General features: G+C 63.7%; 12 protein-coding genes. 8 read left to right on the forward strand and 4 right to left on the reverse strand.

The annotated features are described in order from the left end of the window. Positions 1–35: 35 nt before the first annotated feature. Positions 36–695, reverse strand: a complete 660-nt coding sequence (locus AC0L27_RS16975) for a response regulator transcription factor (RefSeq protein ID WP_275168040.1) — start codon at positions 693–695, stop codon at positions 36–38. Between the two features lie 643 nt (positions 696–1,338). On the opposite strand from AC0L27_RS16975, the gene AC0L27_RS16980 reads away from it, so the two are divergent. The 5 genes from AC0L27_RS16980 to AC0L27_RS17000 all read left to right on the forward strand — a co-directional run bounded on the left by AC0L27_RS16980 (position 1,339) and on the right by AC0L27_RS17000 (position 7,841). Beyond that, complete coding sequence (locus tag AC0L27_RS16980) at positions 1,339–2,766, forward strand: efflux RND transporter periplasmic adaptor subunit (protein ID WP_354209318.1); 1,428 nt, start codon at positions 1,339–1,341, stop codon at positions 2,764–2,766. Beyond that, positions 2,763–3,488 carry an ABC transporter ATP-binding protein gene (locus tag AC0L27_RS16985; RefSeq protein ID WP_354209317.1) on the forward strand — a complete coding sequence of 242 codons (726 nt, stop codon included), beginning with the start codon at positions 2,763–2,765 and terminating at the stop codon, positions 3,486–3,488. Before AC0L27_RS16980 ends, AC0L27_RS16985 begins: the two co-directional genes overlap by 4 nt. After that, positions 3,485–4,708: an ABC transporter permease gene (locus AC0L27_RS16990; protein ID WP_354058760.1), complete on the forward strand. Its 1,224-nt coding sequence runs from the start codon at positions 3,485–3,487 to the stop codon at positions 4,706–4,708. Before AC0L27_RS16985 ends, AC0L27_RS16990 begins: the two co-directional genes overlap by 4 nt. A 48-nt stretch (positions 4,709–4,756) precedes the next feature. Next, entirely contained in the window at positions 4,757–5,065 is a 309-nt protein-coding gene (locus AC0L27_RS16995) for a response regulator transcription factor (RefSeq protein WP_275168044.1), read from the forward strand. Positions 5,066–5,975: 910 nt separating this feature from the next. Continuing rightward, positions 5,976–7,841 (forward strand): alkaline phosphatase family protein, encoded by a 1,866-nt coding sequence (locus AC0L27_RS17000; RefSeq protein WP_354209316.1) that lies wholly within the window; start codon positions 5,976–5,978, stop codon positions 7,839–7,841. A gap of 56 nt (positions 7,842–7,897) precedes the next feature. Here AC0L27_RS17000 and AC0L27_RS17005 read toward each other — a convergent pair whose 3' ends face one another. Then, positions 7,898–8,470, reverse strand: coding sequence for a hypothetical protein (locus tag AC0L27_RS17005; protein ID WP_275168047.1), 573 nt, complete (start codon positions 8,468–8,470; stop codon positions 7,898–7,900). 392 nt (positions 8,471–8,862) lie between these two features. Here AC0L27_RS17005 and AC0L27_RS17010 point away from each other — a divergent pair, with 392 nt between their 5' ends. After that, positions 8,863–9,522 (forward strand): peroxiredoxin, encoded by a 660-nt coding sequence (locus tag AC0L27_RS17010; protein WP_007603114.1) that lies wholly within the window; start codon positions 8,863–8,865, stop codon positions 9,520–9,522. Between the two features lie 56 nt (positions 9,523–9,578). On the opposite strand, the gene AC0L27_RS17015 is transcribed toward AC0L27_RS17010, so the two are convergent. Beyond that, on the reverse strand, positions 9,579–11,309 hold the full coding sequence (locus AC0L27_RS17015; RefSeq protein ID WP_354058758.1) for a methyl-accepting chemotaxis protein: 1,731 nt from the start codon (positions 11,307–11,309) through the stop codon (positions 9,579–9,581). A 77-nt stretch (positions 11,310–11,386) separates the two neighbouring features. Between AC0L27_RS17015 and AC0L27_RS17020 the strand changes: the two genes are divergently transcribed. Both AC0L27_RS17020 and AC0L27_RS17025 read left to right on the forward strand, forming a co-directional pair. Continuing rightward, entirely contained in the window at positions 11,387–12,898 is a 1,512-nt protein-coding gene (locus tag AC0L27_RS17020; RefSeq protein ID WP_354209315.1) for a cryptochrome/photolyase family protein, read from the forward strand. Positions 12,899–12,964: 66 nt separating this feature from the next. Beyond that, positions 12,965–13,294 carry a histone gene (locus tag AC0L27_RS17025; RefSeq protein ID WP_354209314.1) on the forward strand — a complete coding sequence of 110 codons (330 nt, stop codon included), beginning with the start codon at positions 12,965–12,967 and terminating at the stop codon, positions 13,292–13,294. A 56-nt stretch (positions 13,295–13,350) separates the two neighbouring features. Here AC0L27_RS17025 and AC0L27_RS17030 read toward each other — a convergent pair whose 3' ends face one another. After that, entirely contained in the window at positions 13,351–14,097 is a 747-nt protein-coding gene (locus AC0L27_RS17030) for a hypothetical protein (RefSeq protein WP_275168051.1), read from the reverse strand. Positions 14,098–14,180: the final 83 nt, after the last annotated feature.

The raw sequence follows: 14,180 nt of genomic DNA on the forward strand, positions 1-14,180 counted from the left end.
ACTAGACGTTGCGCGGCGTCTTGGTGCCCGCGGTACTAGCTGTACGGTTGTCCCGTGCCGGTTCGTGTCGTCTCTTCTTCGCGTCCCATGCTGTCGACCAACCGCACCACCTCGATCGGCGAGCGAAGCTCCAGCTTTCGCATCATCCGGGTGCGATGGACCTTCGCCGTCACTTCGCTCACCCCAAGCCTCGCCGCGATCTGCTTGGCCACGAGACCTTCGGCCATCAACAGCATGATCTCGCGCTCCCTCGCCGTCAGCGTTTCGACACGCTGGCGAGCTTCGCGCACGCTATCTTCGCGTTCGAGCCGCCTGCGGTCGCGCTCGATGCCATGCCTGATCGCGTCGAGGATCTCCTGTTCGCGAAAGGGTTTTGGAAGAAACTCGACCGCGCCACGCTTCATGGCCTCGACCGAGACGCGGACGTCGGAATGGCCGCTGATGAAGACGATCGGGATGAGCACGCCCGTCTCGGCGAGCCGGCGCTGAAGCTCGAGGCCGGTCGGCGCCGTGCCGGGAAAACGGACGTCGAGCACGAGGCATGAAGGCCCGTCGGAAATACTGCCCGCGACGAACTCGTCCGTCGATGCAAACAATTTTACCTGATGCCCGGTCTCCTCGCAGAGACTTCCTATCGCGGTTCGAATCTGAATTTCGTCGTCAATGATATAAACTGTGGCTTGACCTGAACTCATGGCAACGGGCTCCCCGGCTTGGGGCTCGATGAACAAGCATCGAGCCATCCATTCTTCTTGCAAGCGAGATCAAGGTGCTTGGATGAATTCGCGAGGATCGAGCGAGTCGCGCCGATCCGCCGCTTCGACGTCTTAGGGCCAACACCCGTTCAAGACGAGTGAAGGTGTTCACATATCGGCTTTCGTGATTGCGGGGATTTGCCCTCGCGACCTGCGGCATCATGGCGAGGCGCGATATCGACAATGCGACGATCGGGAATGCGACAATCGGAAATGCGACGATCGGGCGTCGGAACTTCGGTCTCCCCGACTGCGTCATGGCGTCGCCACCCACGTGCCGACTTGAACGCCAGGCGCTGGCCGCTTCGGCCAGAGCAGACGGGACGTTCAGTCAGCTTGTCGAGTTCGATACCGCGCGCATCATATCGATACGCTCCGTATGTATTTCCGGCAAGTCACGAAAAATAGTACCCGCAGGCTTTACTTCTGGATCATCAAGCGCGCCCGACCGTCGCCCCGGCAGCGGCGACACACTGACGATCGACTGCGTTTTTGGCCATTTACAACCATAGCGAGTTTGCAACCATAGCGCGATCTTTGCCTTTGCCGCCAACGATGCCATTTCAAGAGGCGGGTTTTCGATATGCGATTTGTGCCAGTTATTGCCTTGCTCGGAACTGCATGTGGCCTCGCCGCGGTCTACGCCGCCGGGCCAGCCGTCATCACCGACGCGGCCGGGAGCGCCGCGGAGAAGGCGGCCCGCGCCTTTGAATCGATCCAGCGGCTGCTCAAACCCGTCAGCCTGGAAGCACGGAGCTTCGGATCGGATGCCCCCGTGTTCCGCTATGCCTCCATCCAGCGCGGCAGCATCGAGCAGACCATCACCGTCACCGGCGCCCTGCAGCCGGTCAAGACGATCGAGGTGGGTTCCCAGCTGTCCGGGCAGCTCGCCCGGGTCTATGTCGATTTCAACGACACCGTCAGCAAGGATCAGCCGCTCGCCCTGATCGATCCGCGCAGCTTTGCGGCAAAGGTCGACGAGGCCAGGGCCTCTCTGGCCGTTGCCAATTCCCTGGTCGACGTCGCCCGGGCCAAGCTCGATCGCACCAGGATCGACCTGCAAAACGCGAGGGGGAGCCGGGACGTGCTCGCCGCCAAGCTCGACAGCGCTCAGGCCGTCAAGAGTTCGGCGCAAAAGACCCTGCAGCGGAAGCAGGCCCTCCAGTCGCAAAACGTGGTGGCCACGACGGCGGTTGATGACGCGCAGACAGAGTTCACCGCGCGTCTGGCCCAGGAACGCGAGGCCGAAGTTCTGATGTCCCTCAACTCCTATGCGGTGGATGGGGCGCAGGCCGACGTCCGTCGGATCGAGGCGGAATTGCAGCAGACACGAATGGCCGTACCGGAGAAGGCGGCCGTTCTCGCTGCCGCCCAGGCCGATCTCGACCGCACCGTGATCCGCTCGCCGATCGATGGCGTCGTTGTCGGCAGGTTCGTCAACGAAGGCCAGACCCTCGCGGTCGGACTGGAATCGCGCACCACCTTCGTGGTCGCGCACCGACTGGAGGACATGGAAATTCACGCGCAGGTCGACGAAGCCGATATCGGACGCATCGCCCCCGACCAGCGCGCCCATTTCACGGTGGACGCTTACCCGGACCGCCGCTTCGAGGCGGTGGTGCGGCAGGTGCGCAAGGCACCGCAGAACCAGCAGCACGTCGTGACCTACACCGTCGTCCTGGCGACCTCCAATCTCGACGGCGCGTTGCTGCCCGGCATGACCGCCCTGGTGAAGATCGTGATCGAGCGGCAGGACGACGTGCTGAAAGTGCCGCTTGCCGCGTTGCGCTTCCAGCCCTCCGGCACACAGCCGGATGCCGCTGCGCGCAGCGGGGTATGGGCGCGCACCGCAAGCGGCTCACTCCGGCGCATTCCCGTGACCGTCGGCGCGGCCGGCACCGAACAGGTCGCGCTCAGGAGCGGAGACCTCGTCGAGGGCAGTCAGGTCGCCGTTGGTCAGGCCATCCGGCCGGCCGGCATGGAGTTTCTCGGAATCAGGTTCGGATCATGACGGCCCTCCCGCCCCTGATCAGCCTGCAGTCGGTCTCCAGGACCTATCGCGCCGACGGCGTAGCGGTGACTGCGGTGCGCAATGTCAGCTTCGACATCGAACGAGGCGAGATCGTCGCGGTGATGGGACCGTCCGGCTCGGGAAAATCGACGCTGATGAACATGATCGGGCTGCTCGACCTGCCGAGCGAGGGCGCGCTCTATCTTGAGGGATCGGACGTCGCCGATCTCTCGGAAGACCGCCGCTCGTCCCTGCGCGCCCGCAGCATCGGCTTCGTCTTCCAGTCCTACAATCTGCTCGCTCGCCACAATGCGATTGAGAACGTCGCACTGCCGCTGGTCTATTGCGGCATCAGCCGCAAGGAACGTCTGGCTCGCGCCGAGCAGAGCCTGGAGGCCGTCGGCATGGTGCACCGGGCCCACCACTTCCCGCGGCAGCTCTCGGGCGGCGAGCAGCAGCGCGTCGCGATCGCGCGCGCACTGATCGCCTCCCCGCTGATCGTGCTCGCCGACGAGCCGACCGGCGCGCTCGACAGCCGTACCGGCGCCGAGATACTGGCCCTGTTCGCCGCGCTCAACCGGACCGGCCAGACCATCGTGATGATCACGCATGATCCAGGGATCGCGACCCAGTGCCGGCGCACGATCCGCTTGCACGACGGCGCGCTCGTCGCTGACGAAACGCTCGCTCCGATCCTGCCGAAACGGAGCGCTGCGCCATGACGATGCTCCAGGGCTTTCAGATCGCGTTGCACGCCTTGCGGCTCAATCCGTTGCGCAGCATCCTCACCATGCTCGGCATCGTGATCGGCGTTGCCTCCATCGTGACGGTGTTTGCGATCGGGTCCGGCGCCCAGCTTCGTCTCCAGGAGCAGATCCGCTCGATCGGCGCCAACGTGTTGATGATCAACCCCGGCGCGGTCTACCAGGGCGGCGTGCGTCTCAAGGATGGCAGCAAGCTGACCATGACCGAGAGCGACGTGCAGGCGATCCTCGAGCAGATCCCCGAGATCCAGGCAGCGGCCGGCTCGATTGCAGGAACGGCCCAGGTCATTCACGAGAGCAAGAACTGGAATACGACGATCAACGGGACGACGACCGGGCACTTCATGGTGCGCGACTGGCAGCTTGCGACCGGCCGCTATTTTTCCGGCACCGAGGAGGCAGGCGCCGGCAAGGTCGTGATCCTCGGCAGCACGGTGGCGCAGGAGCTGTTCGCGCCCGGCGAGAATCCGATCGGTGCACAGATCAGGATCATGAAGGTGCCGCTCGAAGTGGTCGGCGTCCTCGATCGCAAGGGGCCGGCGCAGGACGACGTCGCCTTCGTGCCGCTCACCACGGCCAAGCTGCGCTTCCTCGGCAGCGCGAGCAACATCAACCGGGATTCGGTCGCCTACATCATCGCCAAGGTGGCTGCGGACGGACAAATGGCGGGGGCGCGAACGGAGATCGAAAACCTGCTGCGGCAACGCCACCGTATCCCCGCCGGCCAGGAGGACGACTTCAAGGTCCAGGATCCGGCCGCCGCCATGGAAGCGCAGCAGGGAGCGATCCGGACCGTCGCGCTCCTGCTCGTCGCCATCGCCTCGGTCTCGCTGCTCGTCGGCGGCATCAGCATCATGAACGTCATGATCGTGTCGGTCACCGAGCGCACGCGGGAGATCGGAATCCGCCGCGCGCTTGGCGGGCGGATGCGGGACATCCGTCTTCAGTTTCTCTGCGAGGCGCTCGTGCTCTGCCTGCTCGGCGGCGCGATCGGCGTCGGTGCGGGCGTCACGCTCTCGATGACGGTGGCTCGCATGGCAGGATGGATCACCTCGATCGACGGCCAGGCGATCGGCCTTGCCCTCGCCTTCTCGATCGCGACCGGCCTGATCTTCGGTTTTTATCCCGCCCACAAGGCATCCAAGCTCAGCCCGATCGAGGCACTCAAGACGGAGTGAGAACATGCTGGGGTGTTCGCATCGACCAAAGGCCACGGAGGAGCATTCATGAGTCCGGATCCGAAACAATCGATCACACCCACGCCACGCGAGCGGGACCTGATGATGCTGATCGCACGCGGAATGCAGAACAAGAACATCGCGTACGAGCTCAAGATCTCGGAGAACACGGTCCGGGCGCATATCGGCAACATCATGCGCAAATACCGTCTCCAGAACCGAACCCAGATTGCGATCATCTTTGCCCTGCAGGCGGCGCCGCCATCGTTTCGCCGCCACCTGGCCAATGGCGGCCCCAATCCCGCGCCTGCCAAGGCGGTCGCGCAGAATACGCCGGTGCCGACGTCGCCGGATTGACCGCTCCGGCCACAATCCCTTGCGTCATCTCAGACGAAACACCCAAGTCCGGGGTCAACGGACCGGCGACAAAATATTTCTCTTTATTAGAATTCGGATTTTTGTTAGTAATTCCTCACTCCGGCCCAAGGAAGAGGGGCGTATCGCGATCGTCACGAACGCGGGCCGGACGGCGGTGGACGCAGGTCACATCGGCGCGAAGGGCTTCGGAGGGCGGGCAACCGTGAGCGAAGGCGTCGCGCACACGATCGGTGTGATCGGCGTACGGCAAAATCGTGTGGTCCTGGCGCCCGGGGTCTGTGCGCCAAGCGTTGCGGTGATATTGCGGCCCGACCGGGCACGTGTATCAGCCATCCGCAAGGCGACGGGGGCAATAGTGCATCGCTCCCCGGGGAGAGCGCGACATAAGCCGTAAAACCACTGCGCAGGGAAGGCCGGATGTTTTGGCTTCACCTGTATGCCGCTGTGCAATCTAGTTACCACAATCTCGCACAGTGGACCGCGGGTGCCAGCCGGCACCCGGTCTTCCCTGCGCCCTCTTTCATTTGAGGGTGAGACGACGAAGCAAAGCTCGGGCGAACACGCCGCGAGGATGCGAAGGTGCGTCTGCGATCCGGAATGCGAATGGAAGCGCGACGCTGCCACCCACAGATTCCGTCATTGCGAGCGCAGCGAAGCAATCCAGTCTGCCGCGGAAAGATTCTGGATTGCTTCGCTGCGCTCGCAATAACGATGCTGAAGCAGTTCCCTGCCGACACCGCGATCTCGTGCCCGGACGCAGCGCAGAGCGGGGTCCCTCCCCTTCTTTGCATGCCGCTCCGCTCTTGTAACAAAACCGTCATGCAGCGAAACTAAACGAAGCCGGGGGCCGCGGTTGGCGGCCAAGCTGTCTTCGCAGGGAGAGATTTTGATGCGCCGTTCACTGGTGTTGCTGTCAGCCGGACTGACAGTGCTGTCCGCCGGACTTTCGACCGGACCTGCCTCCGCCGAGAACAACACGCCCCGCAACCTGATCCTGTTCATTCCGGACGGTCTGCGGGCGCTGAAGGTCACACCGGAGACTGCACCGGCGATGGCCGAAATCCGCGACAAGGGCGTCAATTTCAAGAATTCGCACTCGCTGTTCCCGACCTTCACCATGGCCAACGGCTCGGCGATGTCGACCGGCCATTATCTCGGCGACACCGGCGTGTTCTCCAACACGATCTGGACCAACTACACCTCGGTGCCCGCCGGCGACACCGTCGTCCCCTTCATCGAGAATGACGCCGTGCTCGGCGACATCGACGAGCATTTCAAGGGCGATTATCTCAACGAGGACACAATCCTGAAATTGGCCCGGGACAAGGGCTACAGCACCGCCGCGCTCGGCAAGCACGGCCCGACCTATCAGTTCGACCACACCGACAAGCCCGAAAAGTCCGGCCTGCATTCGGTCGTGTTCGACGATGCGACCGGCGGCAAGAACGGCGTGGCGCTGTCGGACGAGGTCAAGGCCGCTCTCACCAAGGCCGGCCTGCCCCTCGCAACGCCGCCGCGCGGCGACAACTCCAAGGCGGGCGATGCCAAGACGCCCGGCACCACGGCGGCCAACATCGCGCAGCAGGCCTACTTCGCCGACGTCGCGGCCAAGGTCGTGCTGCCGATGTTCAAGGCCCGCAACAAGCCGTTCGTGCTGGTGTTCTGGTCGCGCGACCCAGACGGCAGTCAGCACAACACCGGCGACAGCCTCAACCAGATCATGCCCGGCATCAACGGGCCGACCTCGATGGCCGGCATCAAAAATGCCGACAATAACCTCGCCCAGCTCCGCAAGGCGCTGGACGAGCTCGGCCTTGCCGCCAACACCAATATCATGGTCCAGGCCGACCACGGCTTCTCGACCATCTCCAAGGAAAGCAAGACCAGCCCCTCGGCCAAGGTCAGCTATGACGACACGCCGAAGGACTTTTTGCCGATGGGCTTTCTGGCGCTCGACCTTGCCAAGGCGCTCGAGCTGCCGCTGTTCGATCCCAACGACAAGAATGCGAAGATCGAGGGCAACAAGCATCCGAAGGCCGGCAACGGCGTGCTCGGCAAGGATCCGGAAAAGCCCGATCTCGTCGTCGCCACCAATGGCGGCTCCGACCTGATCTATCTGCCGAACAAGGACAAGAAGCTGGCGGCCAGGACCATCAAGACGCTGCTCGAGCAGGACTACATCTCCGGCCTGTTCGTCGACGACTCGCTCGGCCGCTTCCCCGGCACCCTGCCGCTGTCGAGCATCAACCTGCGCGGCAAGGCGGCGACACCGACGCCGGCGATCGTCGTCAACTTCCGCTCCTATGCCAGCGATTGCGGCGAGGCGCCGACCAACTGCTCGGTGCAGGTCGCCGACACCGTGCTGCGCCAGGGCCAGGGAATGCATGGCAGCTTCAGCCGCGGAGACACCATGAACTTCATGGCCGCGATCGGTCCGGACTTCAAAGCCGGCTATGTCAGCGAGATTCCGGTCAGCAATGCCGATGTCGGCATGACCGCCGCCGAGCTCCTCGGCCTGCGCAGTTCGCAGAACGGCGGCCTCGTCGGCCGCGTGATGTCGGAGGCCCTGCCCAACGGCACCGTGCCGAAGGCGTACAGGGGGGTCGAGAAGTCGAAAAAGTCCGAGAACGGCCTGCAGACCGTGCTGAACTTCCAGCGCGTCGGCAGCCAGCGCTATTTCGACACTGCCGGTTTCCCGGGCCGCACGCTCGGCCTCGAGTTGGAGACCGGCAAACAAAAAACGGCGGGAAAATAACCCCGCCGTTCAAATGCGTCCTCGTGAGAGGCGCAGAATTTTACATGCCCAAAATCTTACATGCCGATGTCGAACACGTTCGGCAATTGGCCCGCCAGAGGCAGCGCGGTGGCGCCCAGGAAGGTCGCCACCATCGCCATCAGGCGACGGTTGTTCTGGCGCTTGCCGCGCATCTGGCCGGCGATCCACTCCAGCATTTCGCTGTTGACCTTGGAGGCATAGGACGGCGCCCAGCTCTCGATGTCGGACTCGGCCGACAGCGCCACGCTGCGCGGCGGCACCTTCAGGCCGGAGGCGCTGGCGGCATAATGGGCCACCGCCTTGGCGAGCAGGTCGTCGAAACGGCCACCATCGGTGCGCTCGGTTGCGGCTTCGTTGATCTCGAACAGCACTTCGGCCTCGGCGCGGCTGATCGGCTGGTCGTTGACGGCCGTGGCCGTCAGAATGCGGGCGCACCAGGCGGTATCATCGGCATCGAGCGAGCGGGAGAAATGCACCCTTCCCTTGGTGGTCGGGCCTTCGCCCGTGATCACGCCGTCGCGCACGATGGTCAGTGCATGGGCCGAGGTATCGCGGCAGGACGGTTCGAGGGACGGCGACTCAACAGACTTATGCGCAGCGGCAGACATAGTTCACTTCCAGATTTCTTCTGATCGGCCAGCATTTTCATGTCGGCGTAAAGGGGTGGTTAATGATTCGATACGGGGATCGCGACTTTTCTAGATGGTTGCCAATTGGTCGCTGTCAGGACCATTTCGGTTCTGGGAAGCGACGGGCGAGCGTGATGCGAGTCATAAAAGGCTTTCTCGGGGCAATCGCGCCCGTATAGCCCCGGTGGAGATGTTTCGCCGCAGGCGCGGCTGTAACAAAAAGGTGCTAGGAAATCAGGCCTTCAAAGAAGGAATTCACATTTTACTTGAAGCGGTTCAGTTAGCGTTCACTTGGGATCGTGGAGTCCCTATACTGGTCCTGACGATCAAAGATGAATTCGCAAGCAAATTCAATGGCATGAGGTAGAACCATGACACTTCCGATCGGCGCCACCGCCCCCGACTTCGAAGCCGAGACCACCGAAGGGAAGATCAAGTTCCACGACTGGATCGGCAATAGCTGGGCGCTGCTGTTCTCGCACCCCAAGGACTTCACGCCGGTTTGCACGACCGAGCTCGGCGCGCTCGCCAAGCTGAAGCCGGAATTCGACAAGCGCGGCGTCAAGCTGATGGGCCTCTCGGTCGATCCGGTCGACCGCCACGCCAAATGGTCGGAGGACATCAAGGAGACGCAAGGCGCGGCCCCGAACTATCCGATGATCGGCGACACCGATTACAACGTCTCGAAGCTCTACGGCATGCTGCCGGCCGCGATCTCGGGCGATCCCCTCACCCGCACCGCCGCTGACAACCAGACCGTCCGCAACGTCTTCATCATCGGGCCGGACAAGAAGATCAAGCTGGTGCTGGTCTATCCGATGACGACGGGCCGAAACTTCCAGGAGATCCTCCGCGTCATCGACTCGCTCCAGCTCACCGCCAAGCATCGCGTCGCAACGCCGGCCGACTGGTCGCAGGGTGACGACGTCATCATCGCCGGCTCGGTCTCCAACGACGAGGCCAAGACGATCTACCCGCAGGGCTGGAAGGAACCGAAGCCTTACATCCGGATCGTGCCGCAGCCGAAATAACCCAATTGTCATTCCGGGCGATGCGTCAGCATCACCCGGGATGACGATGTTGGCTCTTACGCCGCGCGCACGCGTTCGAGGAAGCCCTCGACCTCGGCCTTCAGGTGCAGGCTCTCGCCCGACAACGCCTGAGCGGAGGCAAACATCCGGCTGGACGTCTCACCCGTCTCGTTCGCACCCTCGGCGGCCTGACGGACGTTGACGGCGACGTCGGCCGTGCCCGATACCGCCGCGCGAACGCTGGCGACGATGTTGTGAGTCGCGCTCTTCTGCTGCTCGACCGCAGCCGAGATCGAGCCGGCGATGCCGCTGATGCGTTCGATGGTCTGGCTGATCGCCTTGATGGCGGCGACCGATTCCTCGGTCGCAAGCTGCATGCTGGCGATCTGGTTCGAGATCTCGTCGGTGGCCTTGGCCGTCTGGCCGGCCAGCGTCTTGACCTCCTGGGCCACCACCGCAAACCCGCGGCCGGCATCGCCCGCGCGCGCCGCCTCGATGGTCGCGTTCAGCGCCAGGAGGTTGGTCTGCTCGGCAATCGAGGTGATCAGCTTGACGACATCGCCGATGCGCGCGCCCGCCTCGGAGAGCTGCGCGATGCGCTGATCGGTCGCTTCGGCCTGCCGCACCGCCTCAGCGGAAATGACGTTCGATTCCTGAACCCGCCGGGTGATTTCGGAGATCGATTGAGACAGCTCGTCCGAGGCCGATGCCGCCGAACGCACGTGCTCGGAGGCGTTTTCGGAAGCTCCAGCCGACCGCGCCGAGAGATCGGCGGTGGAGCGCGCGGTATCGGTGAGCTGCCGCGCCGCCCGCTCGAATTCACCTGACGATGTCAGCACCTTGTCGAGAATGCCGCCGACGCCGCCGCGGAACTCTTCGACGAAATTGCGCAAGTCGGATTTGCGCTGCTCGGCGGCTGCAGCCGAAGCCGCCGCCTGCTCGCTGCGCATCCGCGCCCGCTCCTGCGAATTGCTCTTGAACACAGCGACCGTGCGGGCGATCTCGCCGATCTCGTCGGCGCGATCCTCGCAATCGATCTCGACGTCGCTTTGACCTTCGGCGAGCGCCGTCAGCGAGCGCGTGACCGAGGTGAGCGGCTTGGTGATACGGCGGACGACCAGCAAGGTCAGGACCAGCACCAGCAGCGCGGCGAGCCCGGCGGCGACCGCCATGCTTTCGATCGTGTGGGCCAGCATGCTCTCGAACTGGGCCATCGGGATGCCGACATAGAGGATGCCGGCGACTTTGCCGTTGGCGTCGGCGATCGGGAAATAGGCGGTCATGAAGGTCTTGCCGAACAGGGTCGCCGGGCCCTTGTAGGCTTCGCCGCGGCGCAGCAGCGCCTGCGCCGGATGATCGGCGGCAAGCTGGGTCCCCACGGCGCGGTCGCCATTTTCCTTCTTTACGTTGGTCGAGCGCCGCACGAACTGCCCGCTCGCATCGTCGAACACGAACAGGGTCGCGTTGCCGCCGACATAGGACACCGCGCGATCGACGATGGCGTGATCCCTAAAGTCCGGCATCTTGGGAATCTCGGCGCGCGCCACCGCGCCATCCTTCATGCTGATCTTCGCGTCGGGATTGGTCTCGGCAAAGGCCAGCGCCAGCGTGCGCAAGCTAACCTCGATATCGCGCAGCGCACGATCGTTGAACACGGAGCTGAGCGACCAATAGCCGGCCCCGACCACGAGCGCCGTATTCATGGCGATCAGCAGCACCGCGCAGAGGAGCGCCTTGGTGCCAAGTTTGAATTGCGGCAGAAACTTCGCCGTTGCTCGTCCGTACATGAATGGAATGACTCCTGTAATTCCTGCATATTCATGCAATCGGCTTACGGCCGCATTAACGCGGTTCCCGTCGCGACATGCTTTCCAAATCGTTAACGAGGACACCCCTGACCACGCCCAGAACTACGCTAAGGACCACGCCAAGCGCTCCGCCCATCATCGTCTGGTTTCGCGATGACCTTCGCCTGTCCGACCATCCCGCGCTCCACGCCGCCGCCAAGGCCGCCGCGAAGGGCGGCGCGTCGGTGATCTGCCTCTATGTGCTCGACGACGCGGCCGGGCGAGCGCCGGGCGCGGCGGCACGTTGGTGGCTGGCGCAGTCGCTGCGGGCGCTTGGCGCCGACATTGCCACCCGCGGCGGATCGCTGATCCTGCGCAGGGGGCCGGCGGCGCGGGTGATCGCAGAGGTGGTCCGCGAGAGCGGCGCCCACACTGTCTACTGGAATGGGATCGCACAGGCGCCGCATCAGGCGGTCGAGCGGCAGCTCGAAGCAGCGCTGGCGAAGATCGGCGTGGACTCGCAAAGTTCCCCCGGTGACCTGCTCGTGCCGCCGGCGGCAATCCGCAATAAGGAAGGCCGCGGCTTGCGCGTGTTCACGCCATTCTGGCGGCGCGTGCTGGCGCTCGGCGATCCGCCGAAGCCCCTTCCGGCACCCAAGGAGCTGCATCCTGCGCCGACGGTCGCCAGCGACGCGCTGGAGACCTGGAAGCTCGAGCCGGGCAAGCCCGATTGGGCCGGCGGCCTGCGCAAGACATGGACCCCGGGCGAAGCCTCCGCCCGCGCCCGCCTGCGCGACTTCCTCAAGCACACTGCATTCGGCTATGTCGGCGATCGCGACCGCCCGGACCGGGAGGGCACCTCACAGCTGTCACCGCATTTGAGGTTCGGTGAGCTCAGTCCACGCCAGGTCTGGTACGCCGCGCGGTTCGCCGCGGCAGAAAATCCCGCCACCGGACCCGGTGTCGAAAAATTCCTGAGCGAGCTCGGCTGGCGTGAGTTCTGCCGCCACCTGCTCCACGACCATCCCAACCTTGCCACCGAAAACCTGCAAGCGAACTTCGACAGCTTCCCATGGAAGCCCGACGCCAAGGCGCTCGCCGCCTGGCAGCGCGGCCGCACCGGCTATCCCATCGTCGACGCCGGCCTGCGCGAGCTTTGGCATACCGGCGTGATGCACAACCGGGTGCGAATGGTCGTCGCCTCATTCCTGGTCAAGCACCTCCTGATCGACTGGCGCGACGGCGAGAGCTGGTTCTGGGACACGCTGGTCGATGCGGATGCCGGCAGCAATCCCGCCAACTGGCAGTGGGTCGCCGGCTGCGGCGCCGACGCGGCGCCCTATTTCCGCGTGTTCAATCCGGTGCTGCAGGGCCAGAAGTTCGACCCGGATGGAACCTATGTGCGGCGCTGGGTGCCCGAGCTGAAAGACGTACCCGCCAAGCTGATCCACCAGCCCTGGCAGGCGACGCCGATCGAGCTTGCAAGCGCCGGCGTCACGCTCGGCAAGACCTATCCGCATCCGATTGTCGATCATGCCAAGGGACGAGAGCGCGCGCTCGCCGCCTACGCAAAGATCCGCAAAGGTTGAGCGTTGCTTTGACACAATTATGAAACCCGCTATCGTCATCGCTCCATGCAAACCGTGGGGGACGATATGGACGACGACAAGCCGATCACCGAACAGGCGATGGACACGATCACCGCCGCCGTAGAGACGACCAAGGACGCCGCTGTCAGCGCCGTCAAGCAGGTGAAGAAAGCCGCCAAGAAGGTCGCGAAGAAGGTAGCGCCGAAGAAGGCTTCCAAGAAGAAAGCCAAGAAGGCTGCGAAGAAAACCTCGAAGAAGGCGGCCAAGAAGACTTCGAAGAAAGCTGCAAAGAAGTCGTCGAAGAAGGCGGCCAAGAAAACTGCAAAGAAAACGGCAAAGAAGGCCACCAAGAAAGCTGCCAAGTCGAAAAAGAAGGCCAAGAAGGCCAAGCGCTGATCGCAAAGCCCAAGTCTCCGGGTGCGGACGCGCCCGGAGACGGCTCCAGCGATACCCTACCCTCGCCGTTTGGCTGCACGCCGGCCCGGATGATGCTCGCCTTGCGGATCGCGGAATTCGCTGCGATGACCGCGCCGGTCCTCGGCGTTGAAGCGCCGCCGCTTCTCGGGTGAGCCGAACTGCTTGATCAATCTCCTGCCGTTCACCTTCTTGATGACGTAGCCGCCCTCTGTCATCGAGAACGGCTCCTTGAGCGATCCCATGTGGTCGAACTTCGTGCCGCGGGGATGCTTGAAGGGTTCGAACCAGGAGGGATAGACGAAGTTCGACATCGGGAAGCCGTTGACGACGAAGGCGTCCTCTTCGACTGCATCGCAGACCTCGTAGGCATATTGGGTGTGCCGGGTCTTGTCGGCCCACAGATTGGCCATGGGGTCGAGCACCATCTCGAACAGCTCATGCGAGGCTGCCAGACTGACCGGGTCGTCCTCGGCCAGCGCCTTGAGGAAGATCTTCGAGATCGGCTGTCCCCGATGCGTCAATTCATGCCGCCCGAGGAAATTTTCGTGGGTCGCATCGTCGAAATAGACCAGCTGCCAGTCGGTGGGCTTCGGCTTGCGGGTGACGTCGAGATCGACGGGATAACCCCAGACCGGCAGGAAGTGCTCGTCATAGCATTTCTGCAGCGCGGCCGTGAGCCGCGCCATCATCCGCTCGCTCATCATCTCCTCTGCGTAATTGATGCAGGCAATCCGGACCGGCTTCAGGGATCTGGCGAGCAGTGCACGACGCGCCTTCTTCATGGAAATCACCGTGTGAAAGGGAGGCTGAAATGCCCCAAACCTAACACGAACGCACCCGCACGTCAGGGATGTATTCCGGGGAT

Source organism: Bradyrhizobium sp. Ken51, from assembly GCF_055807435.1.

Excerpts from the sequence above, each read along its gene's own strand:
- AC0L27_RS16975 (WP_275168040.1), bottom strand. The coding sequence starts at position 695 with ATGAGTTCAGGTCAAGCCACAGTTTATATCATTGACGACGAAATTCAG.
- AC0L27_RS17025 (WP_354209314.1), top strand. The coding sequence starts at position 12,965 with ATGGACGACGACAAGCCGATCACCGAACAGGCGATGGACACGATCACC.
- AC0L27_RS17000 (WP_354209316.1), top strand. The coding sequence starts at position 5,976 with ATGCGCCGTTCACTGGTGTTGCTGTCAGCCGGACTGACAGTGCTGTCC.
- AC0L27_RS17010 (WP_007603114.1), top strand. The coding sequence starts at position 8,863 with ATGACACTTCCGATCGGCGCCACCGCCCCCGACTTCGAAGCCGAGACC.
- AC0L27_RS17020 (WP_354209315.1), top strand. The coding sequence starts at position 11,387 with ATGCTTTCCAAATCGTTAACGAGGACACCCCTGACCACGCCCAGAACT.
- AC0L27_RS16980 (WP_354209318.1), top strand. The coding sequence starts at position 1,339 with ATGCGATTTGTGCCAGTTATTGCCTTGCTCGGAACTGCATGTGGCCTC.
- AC0L27_RS17005 (WP_275168047.1), bottom strand. The coding sequence starts at position 8,470 with ATGTCTGCCGCTGCGCATAAGTCTGTTGAGTCGCCGTCCCTCGAACCG.
- AC0L27_RS16985 (WP_354209317.1), top strand. The coding sequence starts at position 2,763 with ATGACGGCCCTCCCGCCCCTGATCAGCCTGCAGTCGGTCTCCAGGACC.
- AC0L27_RS16990 (WP_354058760.1), top strand. The coding sequence starts at position 3,485 with ATGACGATGCTCCAGGGCTTTCAGATCGCGTTGCACGCCTTGCGGCTC.
- AC0L27_RS16995 (WP_275168044.1), top strand. The coding sequence starts at position 4,757 with ATGAGTCCGGATCCGAAACAATCGATCACACCCACGCCACGCGAGCGG.
- AC0L27_RS17030 (WP_275168051.1), bottom strand. The coding sequence starts at position 14,097 with ATGAAGAAGGCGCGTCGTGCACTGCTCGCCAGATCCCTGAAGCCGGTC.
- AC0L27_RS17015 (WP_354058758.1), bottom strand. The coding sequence starts at position 11,309 with ATGTACGGACGAGCAACGGCGAAGTTTCTGCCGCAATTCAAACTTGGC.